This is a genomic window from Streptomyces sp. NPDC055815 (assembly GCF_053616475.1).
Genome location: NZ_JBSHDU010000057.1, coordinates 32,439 through 54,532, shown reverse-complemented (window position 1 = coordinate 54,532; position 22,094 = coordinate 32,439). Strand labels below are relative to the sequence as shown.

General features: G+C 72.0%; 20 protein-coding genes and 1 riboswitch. Of the genes, 19 read left to right on the top strand and 1 reads right to left on the bottom strand.

The features are described 5' to 3' along the window. Positions 1–61: 61 nt before the first annotated feature. On the bottom strand, positions 62–1,357 hold the full coding sequence (locus tag ACWGN5_RS29755; RefSeq protein WP_453520783.1) for an extracellular solute-binding protein: 1,296 nt from the start codon (positions 1,355–1,357) through the stop codon (positions 62–64). Between the two features lie 285 nt (positions 1,358–1,642). Between ACWGN5_RS29755 and ACWGN5_RS29750 the strand changes: the two genes are divergently transcribed. The 19 genes from ACWGN5_RS29750 (at position 1,643) to ACWGN5_RS29660 (ending at position 22,083) form a co-directional block, all read left to right on the top strand. Next, on the top strand, positions 1,643–2,407 hold the full coding sequence (locus ACWGN5_RS29750) for a GntR family transcriptional regulator (RefSeq protein ID WP_329851808.1): 765 nt from the start codon (positions 1,643–1,645) through the stop codon (positions 2,405–2,407). Positions 2,408–2,741: 334 nt separating this feature from the next. Continuing rightward, positions 2,742–2,948 (top strand): hypothetical protein, encoded by a 207-nt coding sequence (locus ACWGN5_RS29745; RefSeq protein WP_453520780.1) that lies wholly within the window; start codon positions 2,742–2,744, stop codon positions 2,946–2,948. A 26-nt stretch (positions 2,949–2,974) separates the two neighbouring features. Then, positions 2,975–3,253, top strand: coding sequence for a hypothetical protein (locus ACWGN5_RS29740; protein ID WP_453520777.1), 279 nt, complete (start codon positions 2,975–2,977; stop codon positions 3,251–3,253). 96 nt (positions 3,254–3,349) lie between these two features. After that, positions 3,350–4,369 carry a glycosyltransferase family 2 protein gene (locus ACWGN5_RS29735; RefSeq protein ID WP_453520775.1) on the top strand — a complete coding sequence of 340 codons (1,020 nt, stop codon included), beginning with the start codon at positions 3,350–3,352 and terminating at the stop codon, positions 4,367–4,369. A 34-nt stretch (positions 4,370–4,403) separates the two neighbouring features. Next, positions 4,404–5,366 (top strand): UbiA prenyltransferase family protein, encoded by a 963-nt coding sequence (locus tag ACWGN5_RS29730; protein WP_453520773.1) that lies wholly within the window; start codon positions 4,404–4,406, stop codon positions 5,364–5,366. After that, positions 5,363–6,364, top strand: a complete 1,002-nt coding sequence (locus ACWGN5_RS29725; protein ID WP_453520771.1) for a lysylphosphatidylglycerol synthase domain-containing protein — start codon at positions 5,363–5,365, stop codon at positions 6,362–6,364. The genes ACWGN5_RS29730 and ACWGN5_RS29725 overlap by 4 nt, the downstream gene beginning before the upstream one ends. Beyond that, positions 6,322–7,755, top strand: a complete 1,434-nt coding sequence (locus ACWGN5_RS29720) for an aspartate aminotransferase family protein (protein ID WP_453520768.1) — start codon at positions 6,322–6,324, stop codon at positions 7,753–7,755. Before ACWGN5_RS29725 ends, ACWGN5_RS29720 begins: the two co-directional genes overlap by 43 nt. Continuing rightward, positions 7,749–8,801: an NAD-dependent epimerase/dehydratase family protein gene (locus tag ACWGN5_RS29715; RefSeq protein ID WP_453520765.1), complete on the top strand. Its 1,053-nt coding sequence runs from the start codon at positions 7,749–7,751 to the stop codon at positions 8,799–8,801. Before ACWGN5_RS29720 ends, ACWGN5_RS29715 begins: the two co-directional genes overlap by 7 nt. A gap of 13 nt (positions 8,802–8,814) precedes the next feature. Then, positions 8,815–9,858, top strand: coding sequence for a glycosyltransferase family 2 protein (locus ACWGN5_RS29710; RefSeq protein ID WP_453520762.1), 1,044 nt, complete (start codon positions 8,815–8,817; stop codon positions 9,856–9,858). Further along, positions 9,851–10,954: an endonuclease/exonuclease/phosphatase family protein gene (locus ACWGN5_RS29705; RefSeq protein WP_453520759.1), complete on the top strand. Its 1,104-nt coding sequence runs from the start codon at positions 9,851–9,853 to the stop codon at positions 10,952–10,954. Before ACWGN5_RS29710 ends, ACWGN5_RS29705 begins: the two co-directional genes overlap by 8 nt. After that, positions 10,951–11,922: an endonuclease/exonuclease/phosphatase family protein gene (locus ACWGN5_RS29700; RefSeq protein ID WP_453520756.1), complete on the top strand. Its 972-nt coding sequence runs from the start codon at positions 10,951–10,953 to the stop codon at positions 11,920–11,922. The genes ACWGN5_RS29705 and ACWGN5_RS29700 overlap by 4 nt, the downstream gene beginning before the upstream one ends. Before the next feature lie 16 nt (positions 11,923–11,938). Further along, the gene (locus tag ACWGN5_RS29695; RefSeq protein ID WP_453520753.1) at positions 11,939–12,904 is read left to right on the top strand and encodes an aldo/keto reductase; all 966 of its coding nucleotides are present in this window, start codon (positions 11,939–11,941) and stop codon (positions 12,902–12,904) included. Next, positions 12,894–14,759: a hypothetical protein gene (locus ACWGN5_RS29690; protein WP_453520750.1), complete on the top strand. Its 1,866-nt coding sequence runs from the start codon at positions 12,894–12,896 to the stop codon at positions 14,757–14,759. The genes ACWGN5_RS29695 and ACWGN5_RS29690 overlap by 11 nt, the downstream gene beginning before the upstream one ends. A gap of 90 nt (positions 14,760–14,849) precedes the next feature. Then, the gene (locus tag ACWGN5_RS29685; RefSeq protein ID WP_453520747.1) at positions 14,850–15,833 is read left to right on the top strand and encodes a LuxR C-terminal-related transcriptional regulator; all 984 of its coding nucleotides are present in this window, start codon (positions 14,850–14,852) and stop codon (positions 15,831–15,833) included. Positions 15,834–15,933: 100 nt separating this feature from the next. Beyond that, positions 15,934–16,197 (top strand): DUF3311 domain-containing protein, encoded by a 264-nt coding sequence (locus ACWGN5_RS29680; protein WP_453520744.1) that lies wholly within the window; start codon positions 15,934–15,936, stop codon positions 16,195–16,197. Then, positions 16,194–17,816, top strand: a complete 1,623-nt coding sequence (mctP, locus tag ACWGN5_RS29675) for a monocarboxylate uptake permease MctP (protein WP_453520742.1) — start codon at positions 16,194–16,196, stop codon at positions 17,814–17,816. The genes ACWGN5_RS29680 and mctP overlap by 4 nt, the downstream gene beginning before the upstream one ends. An 86-nt stretch (positions 17,817–17,902) precedes the next feature. After that, positions 17,903–18,403 carry a GNAT family N-acetyltransferase gene (locus tag ACWGN5_RS29670; protein WP_453520741.1) on the top strand — a complete coding sequence of 167 codons (501 nt, stop codon included), beginning with the start codon at positions 17,903–17,905 and terminating at the stop codon, positions 18,401–18,403. A gap of 54 nt (positions 18,404–18,457) precedes the next feature. Beyond that, positions 18,458–18,580, top strand: a riboswitch (cobalamin riboswitch). 132 nt (positions 18,581–18,712) lie between these two features. Continuing rightward, a complete protein-coding gene (locus ACWGN5_RS29665) occupies positions 18,713–21,067 on the top strand; it encodes a ribonucleoside-diphosphate reductase subunit alpha (RefSeq protein WP_453520740.1) in 2,355 nt (784 codons plus the stop codon). Beyond that, entirely contained in the window at positions 21,067–22,083 is a 1,017-nt protein-coding gene (locus ACWGN5_RS29660; RefSeq protein ID WP_453520737.1) for a ribonucleotide-diphosphate reductase subunit beta, read from the top strand. Before ACWGN5_RS29665 ends, ACWGN5_RS29660 begins: the two co-directional genes overlap by 1 nt. Positions 22,084–22,094 lie beyond the last annotated feature (11 nt).

Below are 22,094 nucleotides of genomic sequence, written 5' to 3'. Positions count from 1 at the left end.
GCGTCCCCGGGGGGGGGGGGGGGGCCGGCCCCCACCCCCCCCCCACCACCGGGGCTACGGATTACTGCTGGTTGATGCGCTCGTTGATGACCTTGTCGGCGGCTTCGCCGGCCTTCTTGGCGTCCTCACCCTTCAGGACCTTGGTCATGTAGTCCTTGATCGGGTTCGGCGCGGTCTCGACGTTCGCCCAGCCCGGGGTGACCGGGGTGACCTTGCCGGAGGCGGAGGAGGCGGCCATGGCCTCGGCGAAGGAGCCGGCGGCGGGCTTGAACTGCGCGGCGTCGGTGTTCGGAAGCAGCGCGCCCTCGGTGGCGGCGGCGTACTTCGTCATGAACTCCTTGCCGGCGGCGAGGGCCAGCCACTCCTTGGCGAGGTCCTTGTTCTGGGAGCGCTCGGCGATGGCGAGGTTGGAGCCGCCGAGGAAGACGGAGCCCGGCTTGTCGGCGGTCTTGCCCGGGATCGGGAAGTAGCCGAAGTCGGCGGTCTTGCCGGCCTTCTTCATGGCGTCGATGGCGCCGCCGGCCTCCCAGCCGAGACCGATCCAGGACGCCACGCCGCCCTTGGGGATGATGTCGGTGGACTGCTGCGGGGTCGCCTCGTCCTTGTCCTTCGGAGCGGTGGAGTAGGACGCCAGCTCCTTGTAGAAGTTCATGGCGCTGGCGGCCTCGGGGGAGGACAGGTTGCCCTTCCACTTGTCGCCGTCCTTGACCGCGAGGTCGCTGCCCTCGTCCCAGATGAGGCCGGCGAGGACGTACCAGGACTGGCCCGGCAGGTAGATCGCCTGCGACTTCGGGTCGGAGGCCTTGAGCTTCTTCAGGCCGTCGATCCACTCGGCGCGGGTCTTCGGCGGGGTGACGCCGGCCTTCTTGAAGGCGGCCTTGTCGTAGACGACGACGCGGTTGGCGGCGTACCACGGGGCGGAGTAGAGCTTGCCGTCCAGCTCGTTGGAGGCGACCATGCCCTTGTTCCAGGCGTCGTAGCCGAGCTTGGCCTTGTCGCCGGAGAGGTCGGCGAGACCGCCGGTGACCGCGTAGCCGGCGGTCTGCGTGTTGCCGAGCTCGAGGACGTCCGGCGGGGTGTCCTCGGAGAGGGCGGTGGTGACCTTCTCCTGGATGCCGTTCCAGATCTGCTTCTCGACCTTGACCTTGACGCCCGGGTGCTTGGCCTCGAAGGCCTTGTTCACCTCGGCCATCCAGGCGTCCGGCGCGGAACCGTCCATGACCCAGACCGTCAGGGTCTTGTTGCCGCCGGCCGTGGCCTTGCCGCCGTCCTTGCCGCTGTCGCTGTCCGAACCACACGCAGCGATGGAGACCATCATGCCCGCGACGCCGATCGCCGCGATGAGCTTGCGCTTCACGCCACCCTCCTCAGGGATGCCTGCAACCCCTGCCCACCGCGCGAAGACATACGTCAGGTAGTGCTCGTGGGGCTGGGACCTGGTCTTTAATGGTTTAGACCAGTACCCGGAGCTTGGCCTAGACCTTTAGGGGTGTCAAGGGTGTATAAGAAGGGCAGTCGCGTCCGTTATCGGACCGACACCTGAGGGAGGGCGACGACCCGTGACCGGTCCGTGCCACCATGTGAGCCGCGACAGACGGAGGAGCCGGTGACGGCAGCAGCACAGGAGTCGGGAAGGCAGGCCATGGCCACGGACGCGGGCAGTACGGAGACAGAGGGCGGGACACCCACCCGCACCGCGCGCGTGCCCAAGTACTACCGACTGAAGCGGCATTTGCTCGACATGACGGAGACCCTGCCGCCCGGCACCCCGGTCCCGCCGGAGCGCACGCTCGCCGCCGAGTTCGACACCTCGCGCACCACCGTGCGCCAGGCCCTCCAGGAGCTGGTCGTCGAGGGCCGCCTGGAGCGCATCCAGGGCAAGGGCACGTTCGTGGCCAAGCCCAAGGTCTCGCAGGCCCTGCAGCTCACCTCGTACACGGAGGACATGCGGGCCCAGGGCCTGGAGCCCACCTCGCAGCTCCTCGACATCGGGTACGTCACGGCCGACGACACCCTCGCCGGACTGCTCGACATCTCGGCCGGCGGCCGGGTGCTCCGCATCGAGCGCCTGCGCCTCGCGAGCGGCGAGCCGATGGCGATCGAGACCACCCACCTGTCGGCGAAGCGCTTCCCGGCGCTGCGCCGCTCGCTCGTGAAGTACACCTCGCTGTACACGGCACTCGCCGAGGTCTACGACGTGCACCTCGCCGAGGCCGAGGAGACCATCGAGACCTCCCTCGCCACCCCGCGCGAGGCCGGGCTGCTCGGCACGGACGTGGGCCTGCCGATGCTGATGCTCTCCCGCCACTCCCTGGACGCCCAGGGCGAGCCGGTCGAGTGGGTACGGTCCGTCTACCGCGGCGACCGGTACAAGTTCGTGGCGCGTCTCAAGCGCCCCAACGGCTGAGCATCCCGTACGAGACGGACGGCCGCACCCCGGCGGGGGGTGCGGCCGTCCGGCGTTTCCGGAGGTCGTACGGGACGTGACGGGCGCCCGGCACCTTCCGCCTGGCAGGAACGTGACGCCTCCGGGAAACCCCCTGGTGGGCGGCGCGCGAAGGCCCGTGGCAGCTCCTGGCCCCTAACGGCCACGCGGTTGGCGCCAGCCGTTCTCCGGTGACAGGGCACCCCCGGCAGGCCAGTCTTGGACATGTCGAAGCCGCCCGGCAGAGCCCGGGAGCGGCCCCGGGGAACCACCCCCGCGACCCCCACTCCGCACCCTTGAGGAAGGCAGCCCCGCCATGCCCAGCAGCGCCCGTTTCGCCAGCTTCGCCCGCATTCAGCTCCGTGCCGTCGTCGCCCTGGCCGTCCCCGCCGCGGCCGCGCTGACCCTGGTCCTGGCGACGCAGCCGGCGCCCGCCGTCACCGCCTCCGGCGACATCACGAGCGGGACCGTGACGTCGACCGTCCAGCCCTCCGACGGCAACGACGGCTTCTCCTGGGGCTGATCCCCATCTACCTCATCGGCGTCTCGATGAGGGCACCGGACGACGACCCCGCACCGGACGCCGACCCCCCACCGGCCCCGTCCGCCGCACGACTCGTCGAGACGCTGCACCGCGTCGCCCGGCCGCAGGACCGCTTCGAGTCCGCCCGGGCACTGGTCCTCGACCGCACCGTCCGGCTGGCCCTCTACATCAGGGGCCCCGACGAGATCGAGGCCGTCGGCCACGCGCTGCTGCTCTGCCGGCTCCTCCTCGGCCACTCCCCCGAGCTCTCCCGCCACCGCATCGCGGACTTCCGGCTCCTCTGACACCCCCCACCTCTCGAAGAGCCCTCGCCTCTCGAAGAGCCCCACCTCTCGAAGAGCCCTCGCCTCTCGAAGAGCCCCACCTCCCAAGGAACCCCCATGCCCAGGGCCCGTCCCAGCGTGTCCGTCATCATCCCCAACTACAACTACGAGAAGACCCTCCGCGCCTGTCTCACCTCGGTCTTCGCCCAGACCCACGCCCCGCTCGACGTCATCGTCGTGGACGACGCCAGCACCGACCGGTCCCGGGACATCGCCCGCGAGTTCGACGTCGTCCTCATCGCCAACCCCCACAACCGCGGGGTGTCCGCCGCCCGGAACATGGGGGCCGCCGCCGCCCGCGGCGAGGTCCTCTTCTTCCTCGACTCCGACACCGCCCTGCACCCCGAGGCCCTCGCGAACGCCGCCGACCTGCTCGCCGACGACCCCGGCCTCGGCTGTGTCCACGGCGTCCTCGACCCCGAACCGCTCTACGACGACGGGCCCGTGGAGCGCTACCACGCCCTGCACGCCCACTACTGGCGCCACCGCGCCGCCGGCGAGGTCCGCACCGCCTTCTTCGCCCTCGGCGCGATCCGCAAGCAGGTCTTCGAGGAGACCGGCCCCTTCGACGAGAACCTCCGGGACTCCGAGGACGTCGAGTACAGCGGCCGGCTCGTCCGGACCCACCGGATCCTGATGACCGAGGCGATCCGCGGCCGCCACGACGACGTCGACCGGCTCGGGGCGATGCTCTCGGAGCAGTACCGGCGCTCGCAGCTGCTGATCGCCGCGCTCGGGCAGATGCGGGAGGGCGGCCTCACCGCCAACCGGCCGCTCGGTGTCCTCGCCGCCGCGCTGTCCCTCCCCACGCTGCTGCTCGGCCTGCTCTCCCCCTGGCTGCTGCTCGTCCCCGCCCTGTGCGCGCTGCTCTTCGCCTGCGCCGACCCGGGCCTCAGCCGGTTCGCGCTGCGGACCCGGGGACCGGGGTTCCTCCTGTACTTCACCGCCGTCCACTTCGTCCTGCACCAGGCGATCGTCCTCGGCGCGGCCCGCGGCGCCGTCCGCTGGCTCACCGAGCCGGACTTCGGCCCGAGCGTGCGCCGCCGGACCGTCCCCACCGCCACCACCTCCGTATGACCACCCGTACGACCCTCCCCACAGGAGTACGTCCATGGCCACGCCCACGCTCACCGGACGGGAGGCGCCGGCGGTCCGTCCGCCGGCCTCCCCTCCCCCCAGTCGCCTCGCCGACCTCACCGCCCTCGTCCGCCCGGGACAGTGGACGAAGAACCTGGTCGTCGTCCCCCTCGGCCTGCTCGGCGCCCCCCGCCTCGACGCCGGCGCGCTCGGCGGCACCCTCGCCGCGATCGCCGTCTTCACCCTCGCCTCCGCGCTGATCTACCTGGTCAACGACATCGGCGACCGGGACCGCGACCGCCGTCACCCGGAGAAGCGGCACCGGCCGATCGCCGCGGGCCGGATCGGCGTCGGCACGGCCGTGTCGTTCGCCGCCGCCCTCGCGCTGCTCCTCGCGGCGACGGTCGGACTGACCGTCGCCACCGGTGCCACCGCGCCCGCCGACTGGTGGCCGGTCGCCGCGTACGTCGCGCTGAACGCCGCGTACAGCAGGGGGCTCAAGCACGTGCCGCTGCTCGACGTGTTCATCGTCGCGCTCGGGTTCGTTCTGCGGCTCGCCCAGGGCTGTCTGGCCTCCGGGAACCCGGTGCCCAGCTGGCTGGCGCTCGGGGTGCTCACCCTCTGCCTCCTGCTGATCCTCGGCAAACGGCGGCACGAGATGGCCGTCGGCGGGGTCCTGCACCGGCCCGCGCTGCGCGGCTACACGGTCGGCTTCCTCGACCAGCTGCTCGGCTTCACCGCGGTCCTCGCGGCGGTGAGTTACGTGCTGCACGTGCAGGCCAGCCCGGTCTTCGGCGCGCACGGGCCGCTCGTCGCCGTGCTCACCGCGCCGTTCGCGCTCTTCGGCCTCGCCCGCTACCTCCAGCTGATCGTGGTCGACTCCGGCGGCGGCAACCCCACCCGGGCCCTGTTCGCCGACCGGATGACGGTGACCAACGCGCTGCTCTGGTCGGCGCTCCTGACCGGCGCGTGGCTGCTCGACCGGCTCGGCCGATGACCACGGCCACCGCTCCCCGGGCCGGCGGCGCACGGCTCCCGCGCCCGCTGCGGATCCTGTTCCCGCTCGCCGTCCTCACCGGCATCGGCCTCGCCCTGTACGACCGGGCCGGTGAGCTCGCCGCGCTCCTCCTGCGGCCCGGCTCCGTCCCGTACCTGCTCCTCGCCCTCGCCGCCAACGCCGTCGCCGTCCTGTTCACCATGGCCACCTGGCGCAGCCTGCTCACCGACCTCGGGCCGCGGCTGCCCGGCCGGACCAGCACCCGGATCTACTTCACCTCCTACCTCGGCAAGTACGTGCCGGGCGCGGTCTGGGGCGTCCTCGCCCAGCTGCGGATGGCCGGCGCCGCCGGGGTGCCCGCGCCGGTCGTGCTCGCCGTCTTCCTGCTCAACCTGATCGTCGCCGTCCTCACCGGCCTCGCCGTCGGACCGCTCGCCGCGCCCTGGACGCTCGGCGCCGGGGCCTGGTGGCTGGTCCTGCCCGGCGCGCTCACCCTGCTGCTCGTGGTGCGACCGCGCCTGCTCAACCGGCTGGCCGCGGCCGCCGCCCGGCTGGCCCGGCGGCCGGCGCCGCAGGCCCGGGCGAGCGCCCGGGGCGTGCGCCGGGCGCTCGCCGCCGCCACCGCCTCCTGGGCGGTGTCCGGACTGCACCTGTGGGCGCTCGCCGTGATGCTCGGCGCCCCGCCGCTGACCGCGCTGCCGGTCTGCGTGGGCGGCTTCGCCCTCGCCACCGCCGCCGCGAGCCTCGTGGTCGTCCTGCCGGACGGCTGGGGCGCCCGCGAGGCCCTGCTGCTGCTCTCCCTGACCGCCGTCCTGCCCTGGCAGGAGGCGACCGCGGCCGCCGTCGCCAGCCGGGTGGTCTGCACGCTCAGCGAGGTCCTGGTCGGCGGCGCCGCCCTCCTCCTCACCCTGCCCCGCCACTCCCCCCACGTTCCCGACTCTCCCGAAGGAATCCCGTGTCCGGTCAGCTCTACACCGTCGACGACTGCGAGTCGCTGACGACCAAGCAGGTCCACGGCCTGTACAAGGACCACGTCAACAAGAGCCAGGTCTCCCTGATGACCTCCTTCGGCTTCGGCCAGGAGCTCGTCGAGAGCGCCGAGGGCGTCTGGATCACCCAGCGCGACGGCCGCCGCGTCCTCGACTTCACCGGCGGGGTCGGCGTCCTCAACCACGGCCACAACCACCCCCGGATCCTCGCCGCCCGGCAGCGCTTCCAGGAGCGGAAGAGCATGGAGGTCCACAAGACCTACTTCTCGCCGTACATCGCGGCCCTCGGCCACAACCTGGCGGAGCTGCTGCCCGGCGACCTGAACATGTCGTTCTTCCCCAACTCCGGTGCGGAGGCGGTCGAGGGCGCGGTCAAGCTGGCGTACAAGTACCACGGCGGCCGGCGCTCCCGGGTGCTGCGGGCCGACATCTCCTTCCACGGCAAGCTGCTCGGCTCGGGCAGCCTGACCGGCCAGAACGCGTCGACGTTCCAGTTCCCCGGCATCCCCGGCGTGGGGATCTTCCGGTACGGCGACCTGGACTCCGTACGGGAGCTGGTCGCCGAACTGCGCACCGCCAAGGGCGAGTCCGACGTGTACGCGATCCTCATCGAGCCGCTGTCGGCGTCCACGATGAACGAGTGCTCCGAGGAGTTCCTGCGCGGCCTCCGCGAGCTGTGCACGGCCGAGGACATCGTGCTGCTCTTCGACGAGATCTACACCGGCTGGGGCAAGACCGGCACCCTCTTCCACTTCATGCGGTACGAGGGTCTGGTCCCCGACATCCTCACCACCTCGAAGTCCTTCGGCGGCGGCAAGTCCTCCATCTCGGCCTTCGTGGCCCGCGAGCCGGTCTTCCGCAAGGCCTACGACAACCTCACCGACGCCCTGCTCCAGTCGACGTCCACCACCTACTACGGCTTCGGCGAGGAGGCGGTCACCGCCATCGAGGCCGTCAACGTGGCCGTCGAGGACGACTATCCGGCCCGCGCCCGGGACATCGAGCGGATCCTCGCCCCGGGTCTGGAGCGGATCGCGAAGGAGTACCCGGACGTGGTGGCCGAGGTCCGCGGCCACGGCGCGCTGCACGGGGTCTTCCTGCACAAGGGCCCGAAGATCCTGGAGCTGGTCACGAAGCTGGTGCCGGGCGCGATGACGAAGGACCCGCGCTTCCGCACCAAGCTCATCACCTCGTCGGTGGTCAACGCCCTGTACCGGGACCACGGCATCTACACGTACTACACGCTCAACGGCGACAACCCGCTGATGGTCGCCCCCTCGCTGGTCGCCGAACCGCACGAGGTCGAGTTCTTCCTGGACTGCCTCGACAAGACCCTCGCCCAGGGTCTGCCCCGTCTGCTCACCCGTTTCGTCAAGGAGAAGGTGTCGTCGCTGTGGTAGAGCGCATCGTGGTCACCGGCGGTGCCGGAATGCTCGGTTCGACCCTGATCGAGCGGCTGCTCGACGAGGGCCGGCAGGTGCACTGCGTGGACCTGCGGGCCCCGCGCACGGAGCACCCGCACCTGACCCACACGGTCTCGGACGTCCGGGACACCGTGGCGATGAAGCGGGTCACGGCGGACGCCGACGTGGTGGTGCACTGCGCCGCCGCCCTGCCCAGCTACCCGGCGGACACCATCCGCTCGGTGATCGTCGGCGGCACGGAGGCGGTCCTGACGGCCGCCGAGGCGAACGCCGTGCCCCGGGTCGTGCACATCTCCTCGACCGCCGTGTACGGACTGCCGAAGGTGGTCCCGACCCCGGAGGAGTACCCGAGGGAGCCCGTCGACACGTACAGCGCCGCGAAGGCGGAGGCCGAGGAGGTCGCGGAGCGGTTCCGCGGCCGGGAGATGTGCGTGCCGATCCTGCGGCCCAAGACCTTCCTGGGGCCCGGCCGGATGGGGCTCTTCGCGATGCTCTTCGAATGGGCCGAGGAGGGCCGGAACTTCCCCGTCCTCGGCCGGGGAGACGTCCGCATCCAGATGTTCGACGTGGCCGACCTGGTCGACGCGGTCGTCACCGCGATGCGGGCGCCCGCCGAGCGGGCCGACGACACCTTCAACCTCGGCGCCACCGAGTTCGGCACGATACGCGAGGACTTCCAGGCCGTCCTGGACGCCGCCGGGCACGGCAAGCGGGTCCGCTCGCTGCCCGCGAAGCCCGCCCTCGCCGCGCTCAGCCTGCTCCAGCGCTCCGGGCTCTCCCCCGTCTACGGCCGCCTGCTGCACAAGCTGCTCGACGACAGCTTCGTCTCCACCGACAAGGCCGGGGACGTCCTCGGCTTCCGGCCGAAGCACTCCAACCAGGACGCGATCCTGCGCACCTACGCCTGGTGGCGCGAGCAGCAGCGCACCGCCGGCGCCCGCCCCGCGAAGAAGAGCGAGGGCGTCACCAGCGTCGAACCCTGGCGGCAGGGAGCCCTCTCCCTCGCCAAGGTCCTCTTCTAGGAGAACCCCCCACATGACCCTCCCCCTGGTCTCCGTCATCGTCCCCAACTACAACTACGGCCGCTCCATCGGCCTGTGCGTCGAGGCCGCCCTCGCCCAGACGTACCCGAACATCGAGGTCATCGTCGTCGACGACTGCTCCACCGACGACTCCGCGGCGATCGCCGCCGCGGCCGGCGCCCGGGTGGTCTCCACCGGCGTCAACAGCGGCGTCGCGGTCGCCCGCAACCTCGGCGCGGAGCTCTCCTCCGGCGAGATCCTCGTCTTCCTCGACTCCGACGTGGCCATGCACCCCGACGCGGTCGCCAGGTCCGTCGAACTCCTCGGCTCCGGGCAGGGGTACGGGGCGATCTGCGGCACCTACGAACCGGAGCCGCTCATCCGGGACAGCCTCGTCGAGGAGTACCGCTCGCTCCAGCAGTACTACCTGCTGCTGAAGTCCGAAGGGGTCATCGACACCGTCCACACCGCGATCCTCGCCGTCCCCCGGACGGTCTTCGACGAGGTCGGGCCGTTCAACCCGCTCCTGCGGCACACCGAGGACCAGGACTACGGCCGCCGGATCTCCGAGCGGTACACGGTCCTCAGCTCCCTTGAGGTACGCGGCCGGCACGACCACGACGACACCGTACGGATCGTCCTCGACAAGGTCTTCGCCCGCGCCCGGCTCGCCGTGCCGCTCATCCTCGGCCGGCGCCACCTCCAGGGCGGCTTCGTCACCGGGCCGCGCGCGGGCGCCAGCCTGGCCGCGCCCCTGACGGTCGCCGCGCTCGCCGCGCCGCCGCTGTGGGGGGCCGCGTGGGCACTGCTCCCGCTCGCCCTGTTCCTCCTGGGCGTCTGGGGCGACCTGGACATGTACCGGGAGGTGCGGCGGCACCGCGGGCGGCTGTTCCTCGGGTACTTCGTGGCGGTCAACTTCCTGGTGAACCTGACGGTGTGCGCGGCGATCGGGGTCGCGGGCGTGCAGTGGCTGTGCTCGAAGCGGTTCCGGCACCTGTACGACCCGCAGCCGCGCCCGGACCTCGCACCGGTCGCCGTGGGTGCCTCCCGTGGCTGACACGCTCGCGCCGGCTCGGACCGTGCCCGTACGGAACCGCCGGAACCGGCTCGTCCTGGGAGCGGCCCTCGCCTGGCTCGTCCTGCTCCTCGTGGAGTGGGCGGCGGACGGCCGGATCTGGCTCGGGCACCTCGTCGGCATCGTCCCGCCGGCCGTCTTCGCCCTGGTGCCGCTCGCGGTGGCGGCCCTCGCCCCGCTCGCCCGGGGCGCCGCCCGGTGGCGGACGCTCGCCGCCGCCGCGCTCGCCCTGCTCCTGGGCTTCGGGCGGTCGGGCTTCGACCCGGCGGCGCTCTGGCGGGCGGAGCCCCGGCCGGGCGCGGACGCCGTACGGGTCTTCGCCTGGAACACCAACTCGTGGAACCAGCTCCTCGGCACCCAGGACCACTTCTACGCCTTCCTGAAGGCGAAGGACGCGGACGTGTACCTGCTGCACGAGTACCAGCACGTCACCGCCGACCGGAAGGGGAAGCTGCCGATCGACGACCTGGCGCGGCTGCACCGGGAGTTCCCCGGCTACCAGGTGGCCGTCCGGGGCGAGCTGGTGACGCTCTCCCGCTTCCCGATCCTGCGGCAGCCGGCCGTGGGCCCGGCCCGGGAGGTGCCGCCCGGCGCGGACTGGGCGACGGAGTTCGGCGCGAACAAGGTGCTGCGGACGGACGTGCTGGTCGGGGGCCGCGCGGTGTCCTTCTACAACGTGCACATGCCGGTGTGGAACAGCATGCCGGACGGGCTCCTCTCCGCCGCCTTCTACCGCCACATGCGGGAACGGTTCGCCCCGCGCCGGGCCCAGTACGAGGGCCTGGAGGCCGACCTGGCCGCCAACCGGAACCCGGTGGTGGTGGCCGGCGACTTCAACGCGACGGCCGCGATGGCGGACCTCGACCCGCTGCGGGAGCGCCTCGACGACGCGGCGGAGGTGAGCACCGACCCGTACCCCACGAGCTGGGAGGAGGGCGGCTGGAAGCCCTTCTGGCGGACCGACTGGGCGTTCACCGGGAACGGGGCGCGGGCCGAGAAGTACGAGTTCAACGCGCCGGAGAAGCTCTCCGACCACGCCGTGCAGGACCTGTGGGTCGCGCTGCCGGGGAGTGGATGACGGCGATGGTCCTGTACTGCGCCCTCGGATGGGCGGTCTTCCTCGCGCTGCACCTCGCGCTCAACGGCCGCTGGTGGCCCTGGCTCGCGGTCTCGCTCCTCCCGCCGGTCACGCTCGCCGCCGTCCCGCTGGCGCTGCTCGCCGCCGCCGGGGCCACGGGCGACGGGCTCGCGGCGGCGCTCGCCGCAGGCTGCCTCCTGGTGGCCTGGCCGCAGAACGGCATCAACCTGCGGGGGCTCGTGCGGCGCACGGAGGGCCCGGGCGGTCTGCGGCTGGTGTCCTGGAACACGCAGCACTGGAACCAGGGCGGCGACCCCGACCGCTTCTACGCCTTCCTGCGCGCGCTCGACGCCGACGTGTACGTCCTCCAGGAGTACCTGAACGGCTTCGAGGGCGGCGAGGTCTGGGACATCGACGACGAGGAGCGGCTGCGGGCCGCGTTCCCCCGCCACCACCTGGCCGTCGGCAACAACTCCGTGACCCTGTCCCGGTTCCCGCCCGCCGGGCCGCCCGTGCCCGTCGGCGCCTGCTCGCTCCGGGTGGACCTGCGGGTCGGGCACGGCGTCCTGTCCACGTACAACGTGCACATCCCGGTCCAGCTCACGGTCATGAACCCGCTGCGTCCGGCCTTCCTCCGGGACATGCGGCGCCGGGCGGCGGCCCGCGACCGGGAGTACGCGGCGCTCGTCGCCGACCTGCGGTCCAACCCGCACCCGGTCCTGGTGACCGGGGACTTCAACACCAGCGCCGCCATCGGCGACATCCGCCGGATGCCCCGGGCGCTGCGCGACGCGATCGGCGCCTGCCGTTCGGTCCTGCCGGCCAGCTGGAACGCCCGCGCGCGGCTGCGGTTGTGGCGGATCGACTGGGCGTTCACCGGCGGTGGCGCCCGGGTCGGCTCGTACCGCTTCCCCGAGGCCGAGGGGCTCTCGGACCACCTGGTCCAGGAACTGACCGTCTCCGTCTGAGAAGAGAGAAGAAGCCATGGAGTACACGAACCTGGGCGGCCCCGAGGGCCCGCGCGTGTCCACGCTGTGCCTGGGCACCCTGCCGTTCGGCACCCGGATCGACGAGGCCGCGGCCTTCGCGGTCCTCGACCGCTTTCACGAGGCCGGCGGCACCTTCATCGACACCGCGAACACGTACGCCTTCTGGGAGCCGGGCGCGACCGGCGCCGAGTCCGAGCTGCTCATCGGCCGCTGGCTGCGCAGCCGGGGCGTCCGGGACGAGATGGTGCTCGCCACCAAGGTCGGCGCGCTGCCCGACCCGCCGGGCTCGGCCTGGCCGGAGTGCGCGGAGGGTCTGTCGGCGCCGGTGATCCGGCGTCAGGTGGAGGAGAGCCTGCGGAACCTGGGCACGGACCGGATCGACCTGTACTACGCGCACATCGACGACCGGTCGACCCCGGTCGCGGAGACGATGGGCGCCTTCGGCGAGCTGGTGGACGTGGGCAAGATCGGCCGAGCGGGCTGCTCGAACTTCGCGGCCTGGCGGATCGAGGAGTCGCGCGGCGCGGCGGTCGCCGCGGACCTGCCGGACTACGCGGCCGTGCAGCAGCGCTACACCTACCTGCGGCCGCGCCCCGGCGCCGAGTTCGGGGTGAACCCGCACGCCTCGGAGGAGCTGCTCGACTACCTGGGGACGCGGCCGGAGCTGACGTTCACCGCGTACACGACGCAGCTCACGGGGGCGTACACGGATCCGGGGAAGGAGATCCCGTCCCAGTACCGGCACGCGGGTTCGGAGCGGCGTCTGAAGGTGCTCGCGGAGGTGGCGGCGGAGCTCGGGGTGACCGCGAACCAGGTGGTCCTGGCCTGGGCGCTGGGCGGTGAGCTGCCCGTCCTGCCGGTGATCGGGGCGAGCGCGCCGGGGCAGCTGGACGAGGCGCTCGGCGCGGTGGGGCTGCGTCTGGACGAGGAGCTCAGGAAGCGGCTCGACGATGTGGACTGAGCGCGTACGGACCGTGGTGCCGCGCCACCGGGTGGCGGTCGGGGTGGTGTGGCTCCTCGTGCTGCTGCTCGGCGGAGCGGCGGCGGTGCTCGGGCTCGGGCGCCTCGACCAGTCGTTCACGGCCTCCGGCGGGCCGGGCCACCGGGCGAACCTGGCGATCCAGGAGCGGTACGGGAACGGGGCCGCCGTCGCCCCGCTGGTGGCGGTCGTGACCTGGGAGGTACGGGACCGGGCGGCCGCCACGCGGCTCGCTGACGCGCTCGGACGGACGGCGGGACCGGGCGCGCGGACGGTCTCGTACGCGGGGACGGGCGACGAGGGCTTCCTCGGCGCGGACGGCCGGACCGAGTACGCCCTGGTGTACCCGGGGGCGGGCAAGCCGGACCTGGCGGGTCTGGCGGCCGTCGAGGAGGCGGCGGTCTCGCTCCGCGCGGGGCTGCGCTCGGCCCTGCCCGAGGCCCGGGTGGAGGTGACGGGGGTGCTGCCGCTCCAGCACGACAGCGCGCTCGCGGGGCCTGGCCCGGTGGCCCTCGCGTCGAAGGCGGCCTGCGCGCTTGGCCTGGTGCTCGTGCTCGTCCTGGCGTTCCGCTCGCCGCTCGGGGTCCTGGCGCCGCTGCTCCTGGCGGCCGTGACCTCGGTGGGGGCGCTCGTCCTGGTGGAGGCGGTGGCGGGGGTCACCGAGATCAGCTTCGTGGTCGTGTATCTGGTGCCGGTGACGGCGCTCGTGGTCGCCGTGCACCGCTGGGCGCAGCCGCCGGGGCCGGCCGCCGCCCGGTCGGCGGTGACGGGCGGGGCGGCCGGAGCGGCGGCCTGCGCGGTCCTGGCGCTGTTCCCGGCGGCGTTCCTGCGGTCGGTCGGGGTGGCGGGGCTCGCGGTCTGCGCGGTGGGCACGGCGGCGACCCTGACGCTGGCGCCGGTGCTGCGGTCGATGGTTGCGGACCCCCCTGCTCTCCGGGTACGGAGCCCCCGCGCGCTCCCGGCGGTCGGCCTCGCCCTTCTCGTCCTCCTCACCGGCGCGGCCACGCAGCTTCGGGTCGGCAATCCGGAGGCCCGTGCCCTGGTGGCGAGCGGTCCGGCCCGGGACGGACTGGACCGGCTGACGGCGGCCGGGCTGCCGTCCGGGGTGCTGAACCCGCTGGAGGTCCTCGTCCCCGAGGGCGCGGACGCGGCGGCGGTGGCCGCGCGGGCGGCACGGGTCCCGGGGGTGCTGCTCGCGGCGGCGCCGGCCGACTGGCACCGCTCGGGGGCCGCCCTGGTGGCGGTCGTCCCGGAGGAGGAGCCGATGACGGCGGCCGGGGCCGGGACGGTGACGGCGCTGCGGTCGGCGCTCGCCGGGACGGGCGCCCTGGTGGGCGGTTCGGGCGTGGTGGACCGCGATCTGGTGGACGGGGTGTACGGGCTGCTGCCGTACGCGGTCCCGGCGGCGGCGCTTGCGGCGTTCGGGGTGCTCGCGCGGCGGCTGGGGCCGGGCCCGGCGGCGCGGACGGTGCTCGGCGGGCTGCTCGCGGCGGGCGCGTCGGCGGGGGCGCTCGTGGTGCTGTGGCAGTGGGGCCCGGCGGGGACCGGCGCGGTGACGGGCTGGGTGCCGCTGGTGGTGGGCGCCTTCGCGTTCTGCGTGTCCCTGGAGCGCTCGGCGGCCTCGGCGGCGGGCGGGCCGGGGTGGGCCGGTCCGGTGGCGGCCGGCGCGGGCGCGCTCGCGGTGCTCGCGGCGGGGATCGGTCCGCAGGTCGAACTGGCGCTGCTGGTCTCGGGGTTCGCGGCGGGCGCGCTGGTGGACGCGCCGACCGCCGTACCCCCGAGGCCGCACCCGCGTACCCGCGTGGCCACACCCGGGAGTTCACCCCGATTGGTCTAGACCTAGACCGCTCCTCCCCTCTAGCATCGACGACCGCGATCACGAGTTCGACCGGTCGCACCACGGAAGGTGACGAGGGGGAGATACCTGATGCTGGAGGCGCTCGGCATAAAGGAGTCGACGGAGGCCGTCTACCGCCTGCTCCTGGAGCGGCCCGAGTACGACGTGACGGACATGGCGGCCCATCTGGGCCGCCCCGAGCCGGAGGTCCGCGAGGCGCTCGCCTGCCTCGCCGACCTCAAGCTCGTCCTCATGGACGACTCCTCGGGCGAGGTCGAACCCTTCAGCCCGGACGTCGGCTTCTCGTTCCTGCTCTCCCGCGCCGAGGCCGAACTGAGCAAGCGCAAGCGCCAGGTCGAGCAGGCGGGCAGGGCGGTCGCCGGCATCCTCGCCTCGTACGCGGACCACCCCGAAGCGGGCGTCCGGCACGACCTCGTGGACCGCATCACCGGACTCGACACCGTCCGCGAACGCCTGGAGGACCTCGCCGCGAACGCCCGCACCGAGTGCCTCTCCCTCCTGCCCGGCGGCGCCCAGCTCCCCGACACGATGGACGCGAGCCAGCCGCTCGACCAACTCGCCCTGGAACGCGGGGTGCGGATCCGCTCGATCTACCAGGAGAGCTTCCGCAACGACCCGCCGACCGTCGACTACGTGCGCTGGTACTGCGACCTCGGCGGCGAGGCGCGGACCGTGCCCGTCGTCCCGATGCTCATGGTGATCGTCGACCGCGAGGCCGCGCTCGTCCCCGTCGACCCGGAGGACGGGCGCGCGGGCGCCCTCGAAGTGCGCAGCCCCGGCCTGGTCCACGCGCTCGTGGTGCTCTTCGACCGGCTGTGGGACGCGGGCACCCCCTTCGGCGAGGCCCCACGCCGCGACGCGCACGACCTCTCCCCGCAGGAACGGGAGTTGCTGATGCTCCTCGGCATCGGCTGCACCGACGACATCGCGGCCCGACGGCTCGGGGTCTCGCTGCGGACCGTCCGCCGGATGAGCTCGGAACTGATGAACCGGCTCGGCGCCCGCAGCCGTTTCGAGGCGGGCGTACGAGCCGCCAAGGAGGGCTGGCTCTGACGAGTCGCTTCCGTTATGCGGACAGGGGTTCCCAGCAACGGACCCGTCCCCTAGATTTCCCCAGCATTACCCAGGTGATCAGTGAGGGGACGGAATTGCCATGTCAGAAGCGTCAGATGTGACACAAGGGAAACAACCGACCATCACTCCCGTGCGGGTGGTGATCGCGCTCTGCCTGTTCGCCCCGTTCGTGGCGATGCTCTGGGTGAGCTCCTACGCGAAGGTCGAACCGCTCTTCGCCGGCATCCCGTTCTTCTACTGGTACCAGATGCTCTGGGTGCTGGTCTCCACGGCGCTCACCATGGTCGCCTACAAGCTGTGGCAGCGGGACCAGCGCGCCCGCAAGGGAGGTGACGCACGATGAAGGACGGCGTGAACGGCGTGGCGCTCGGCGTCTTCGTCTTCTTCTTCCTGGCCGTCACGGTCATGGGCTTCCTGGCCGCGCGCTGGCGCAAGGCCGAGAACGAGCACAGCCTCGACGAATGGGGCCTGGGCGGCAGATCGTTCGGCACCTGGGTCACCTGGTTCCTGCTCGGCGGCGACCTCTACACGGCGTACACCTTCGTCGCCGTCCCCGCGGCCATCTACGCGGCGGGCGCGGCCGGCTTCTTCGCCGTCCCGTACACGATCCTGGTGTACCCGCTGATCTTCACCTTCCTGCCGCGCCTCTGGTCGGTCTCGCACAAGCACGGATACGTCACCACCTCCGACTTCGTGCGCGGCCGCTTCGGTTCCAAGGGCCTGTCCCTGGCGGTGGCGGTCACCGGCATCCTCGCCACCATGCCGTACATCGCGCTCCAGCTCGTCGGCATCCAGGCCGTCCTGGACGTGATGGGCGTCGGCGGCGGCGAGGACACGAACTGGTTCGTCAAGGACCTGCCGCTGCTCATCGCCTTCGGCGTCCTGGCCGCGTACACCTACTCGTCCGGCCTGCGCGCCCCCGCGCTCATCGCCTTCGTCAAGGACACCCTGATCTACATCGTCATCGCGGTGGCGATCATCTACATCCCGATCAAGCTCGGCGGCTTCGACGAGATCTTCGCCAAGGCGGGCGAGGCGTACGCGACGGTCAACCCGGCCACCGGCAAGCCGAAGGGCGCGCTCGTCCCCGGCGAGGCCGGCCAGTGGACCTACGCGACGCTCGCGCTCGGCTCGGCGCTCGCGCTCTTCATGTACCCGCACTCCATCACGGCGACCCTGTCGTCCCGGAGCCGGAACGTCATCCGCCGCAACACCACCATCCTGCCGCTGTACTCGCTGATGCTGGGCCTGCTCGCGCTGCTCGGCTTCATGGCGATCGCCGCCGGCATCAAGGTCAAGAACGGCCAGCTCGCCATCCCGCAGCTCTTCGAGACCATGTTCCCGGACTGGTTCGCGGGCGTCGCGTTCGCCGCGATCGGCATCGGCGCGCTCGTCCCGGCCGCCATCATGTCGATCGCCGCGGCCAACCTCTTCACCCGCAACATCTACAAGGACTTCATCAAGAAGGACGCCACCCCGGCCCAGGAGACCAAGGTCTCCAAGCTGGTCTCCCTCCTGGTGAAGGTCGGCGCGCTGGTCTTCGTCCTCACCATGGACAAGACCGTCGCGATCAACTTCCAGCTGCTCGGCGGCATCTGGATCCTGCAGACCTTCCCGGCGCTCGTCGGCGGTCTCTTCACCCGCTGGTTCCACCGCTGGGCGCTGCTCGCCGGCTGGGCCGTCGGCATGGCGTACGGCACGGCCGCCGCGTACGGCGTCGCCAGCCCGACCCAGAAGCACTTCGGCGGCTCGGCCGCCGAGATCCCCGGCATCGGCGAGATCGGCTACATCGGCCTCACCGCCTTCGTGCTCAACGTCCTCGTCACGGTCGTCCTGACCTTCGTCCTCAAGGCCGTCAAGGCCCCCGAGGGCGTCGACGAGACCTCCCCCGAGGACTACACGGCGGACGCCGGCGACGCCGGTGTCCGCGACCTCCCGAAGGTCGGCGCCGGAACGCACTGACCGGAAGGACACGCCGCAGGGGCCCGGGATCTCACCAGGAGATCCCGGGCCCCTCCCGTCTGCCCGCGCGCGGCAGACTGGGACGCATGGACTTCACGATCAGGGGTGTACGGCCCGAGGAGTACGAGGAGCTCGGCGACCTCACCGGCTTCACCTATCTGAATGACGGGCTGCTGCACGACGGCGAGGACGACTTCTATCTGGCCGTCCTCCGCGACACGGCCCGGCGGGCCCGCGAGAGCGAGGTGCTCGTCGCCGTCGACGCCGACGGCGGGATCATCGGCGGCGTGACCTTCGCCGCCGGCGGCACCACCTGGGCGGACATCGCCGTCGCCGGCGAGGCCGAGTTCCGGATGCTCGTGGTCGCCCCCGAGGCCCGCGGCAGGGGCGTCGGAGAAGCCCTCGTACGGGCCTGCGTGGACCGGGCGAGGGCCCTCCCCGGGTGCGCTCGTCTCGTGCTCTCCACGGCCGATCTGATGGTCTCCGCGCACCGGATCTACGAGCGCCTCGGCTTCGTCCGCACCCCCGAACGGGACTGGGAACCGATCCCCGACCTCTCGCTGAGGACCTACGCCCTGGAGCTGTAGCGCCGGGACCGACACAACATGTGGGGGGTGCCACGAGCGGCGCCCCCCACATGTATGCTCATCCTCGCTGTCGACGCAGGGGAATCCGGCGCGAATCCGGAACTGTCCCGCAACGGTGTGCTTCGTGCGGATTCGTACGCGGTGAGTCCGAAGACCTGCCGGCAGCGCACCCGGTCCGTCCGTTCCGGGTGTCACAGACGTCCGGGCCTCGCGGAGTGGGCCGGTGGACACGGCGCGCCCACGCGTACGCGTGCCCGCCTGCCCGCCTTCCCGCCCGAGGCCCCGAGCCGAGCGAGGGAGAGCCCCCACGTGACCATCGCGCCCGCCGATCCGGCCGCAGCGATCGAGACCGACGGCCCCGGGACCGTACTCCTGCGGACCCTGACCGATCTCACCGCCGACCTCCCGGACACCGACCCCGGCAAGGTCGCCGCCGCCGCCCTCCGCGGCCGCAGCGCCACGTCGGACGAGGCGGAGCTGCGCGAGCTGGCCACCGAGGCGGCCGCCGGCCTGATCGCCGAGGACCCCGCGTACTCCCGGCTCGCCGCCCGGCTCCTCACCATCACCATCGCCGACGAGGCCGCCGGCCAGGGCGCCGTGAACTTCTCGGCCTCCGTCGCCGTCGGTCACCGCGAAGGCCTCATCGCCGACCGCACCGCCGAGCTCGTCGCGGCGCACGCGGCCCGGCTCGACGCCACGATCGACCCGGCCGGCGACGACCGCTTCGGCTACTTCGGCCTGCGCACCCTCTACTCGCGCTACCTGCTGCGCCACCCGATCACCCGCAAGGTCATCGAGACCCCGCAGCACTTCATGCTGCGCGTCGCCTGCGGCCTCGCCGAGGACGACTCGGCCCGCGCCCTCGACGAAGTGAGCGCGCTGTACGGCCTGATGAGCCGCCTGGACTACCTCCCGTCCTCCCCCACGCTCTTCAACTCCGGCACCCGCCACCCGCAGATGTCCTCCTGCTACCTCCTGGACTCCCCGCAGGACGAGCTGGACTCCATCTACGACCGCTACCACCAGGTCGCGCGCCTCTCCAAGCACGCCGGCGGCATCGGCCTCTCGTACTCCCGCATCCGCGCCCGCGGTTCGCTGATCCGCGGCACCAACGGGCACTCCAACGGCATCGTGCCGTTCCTCAAGACCCTCGACGCCTCCGTCGCCGCCGTGAACCAGGGCGGCCGCCGCAAGGGCGCCGCCGCGGTCTACCTGGAGACCTGGCACGCGGACATCGAGGAGTTCCTGGAGCTCCGCGACAACACCGGCGAGGACCAGCGCCGTACGCACAACCTGAACCTGGCGCACTGGATCCCGGACGAGTTCATGCGCCGGGTCAACGCCGACGCCGAGTGGTCGCTGTTCTCCCCGGCCGACGTGCCCGAGCTCGTCGACCTGTACGGCGAGGAGTTCGACGCCGCCTACCGCAAGGCCGAGGCGGCGGGCCTCGCCCGCAAGACGATGCCGGCCCGCGACCTGTACGGCCGGATGATGCGGACCCTCGCCCAGACCGGCAACGGCTGGATGACCTTCAAGGACGCCTCCAACCGCACGGCCAACCAGACGGCCGAGCCGGGCACCGTCGTCCACTCCTCGAACCTCTGCACCGAGATCATCGAGGTCACCAACGACGACGAGACGGCAGTCTGCAACCTGGGTTCCGTCAACCTCGGCGCCTTCGTCACCGGCGGGGACATCGACTGGGCCCGCCTGGACGAGACCGTCCGCACGGCCGTCACCTTCCTCGACCGCGTCGTCGACATCAACTTCTACCCGACCGAGCAGGCGGGCCGCTCCAACGCCAAGTGGCGCCCGGTCGGCCTGGGCGCCATGGGCCTCCAGGACGTCTTCTTCCAGCTGAAGCTGCCGTTCGACTCGGCCGAGGCACGCGCCCTGTCGACGAAGATCGCCGAGCGGATCATGCTGGCGGCCTACGAGGCGTCCGCGGACCTCGCCGAGCGCAGCGGCCCGCTCCCCGCCTGGGACAAGACCCGCACCGCCCAGGGCGTCCTGCACCCGGACCACTACGACGTGGAGCTGAACTGGCCGGAGCGCTGGACGGCCCTGCGCGCCCGCATCGCCTCCACCGGCATGCGCAACAGCCTCCTCCTCGCCATCGCCCCGACGGCGACCATCGCCTCCATCGCCGGCGTCTACGAGTGCATCGAGCCGCAGGTCTCCAACCTGTTCAAGCGCGAGACGCTGTCCGGCGAGTTCCTCCAGGTCAACTCGTACCTCGTCGACGAGCTGAAGAAGCTCGGCGTGTGGGACGCGCAGACCCGCGAGGCGCTGCGCGACTCCAACGGCTCGGTGGCCGGCTTCACCTGGGTCCCGGCCGAGGTCCGCGAGCTGTACCGCACGGCCTGGGAGATCCCGCAGCGCGGCCTCATCGACATGGCCGCCGCCCGCACCCCCTTCCTCGACCAGTCGCAGTCCCTGAACCTCTTCATGGAGACGCCGACCATCGGCAAGCTGTCGTCGATGTACGCGTACGCCTGGAAGCAGGGCCTGAAGACGACGTACTACCTGCGCTCCCGCCCGGCGACCCGGATCGCCCGCGCCGCCCAGGCCGCCGCCCCGATCCCCGTCCAGCAGGCGACCCCCGACGCGGACGCGATCGCCTGCTCCCTTGAGAACCCCGAGTCCTGCGAGGCCTGCCAGTAATGAGCTCCACCGAGAAGAAGAACCTCCTGGACCCGGGCTTCGAGCTCACGCTCCGCCCCATGCGCTACCCGGACTTCTACGAGCGCTACCGGGACGCCATCAAGAACACCTGGACCGTGGAGGAGGTCGACCTCCACTCGGACGTCGCCGACCTCGCCAAGCTCACCCCCGGTGAGCAGCACATGATCGGCCGTCTGGTCGCGTTCTTCGCGACGGGCGACTCGATCGTGGCGAACAACCTGGTCCTGACGCTGTACAAGCACATCAACTCCCCGGAAGCGCGCCTCTACCTCTCGCGCCAGCTCTTCGAGGAAGCGGTCCACGTCCAGTTCTACCTGACGCTCCTGGACACGTACCTCCCCGACCCGGACGACCGCGCGGCGGCCTTCGACGCGGTGGAGAACATCCCCTCCATCCGCGAGAAGGCGCAGTTCTGCTTCAAGTGGATGGACTCGGTCGAGAAGATCGACAAGCTGGAGACGGCCGCCGACCGCCGCCGCTTCCTGCTGAACCTGATCTGCTTCGCGGCCTGCATCGAGGGCCTGTTCTTCTACGGCGCCTTCGCGTACGTCTACTGGTTCCGGTCGCGCGGTCTGCTGCACGGCCTGGCGACGGGCACGAACTGGGTGTTCCGGGACGAGAGCTGCCACATGGACGCCGCTTTCGCGTTCGTCGACACCGTCCGCGAGGAAGAGCCGGAACTCTTCGACGACGAGCTGGGCCGCCAGATCACCGACATGATCAAGGAAGCCGTCGAGGCGGAGCTGCAGTTCGGCCGCGACCTGTGCGGTGACGGCCTGCCGGGCATGAACACCGAGTCGATGCGCGAGTACCTCCAGTGCGTCGCCGACCAGCGCCTCCAGCGCCTCGGCCTCCCGCCCGTCTACGGCTCCGGCAACCCCTTCTCCTTCATGGAGCTCCAGGGCGTCCAGGAACTGACCAACTTCTTCGAGCGCCGCCCGTCCGCCTACCAGGTGGCGGTCGAGGGCTCGGTGGACCTCGACGAGGACTTCTAGGTCTCCAGAGG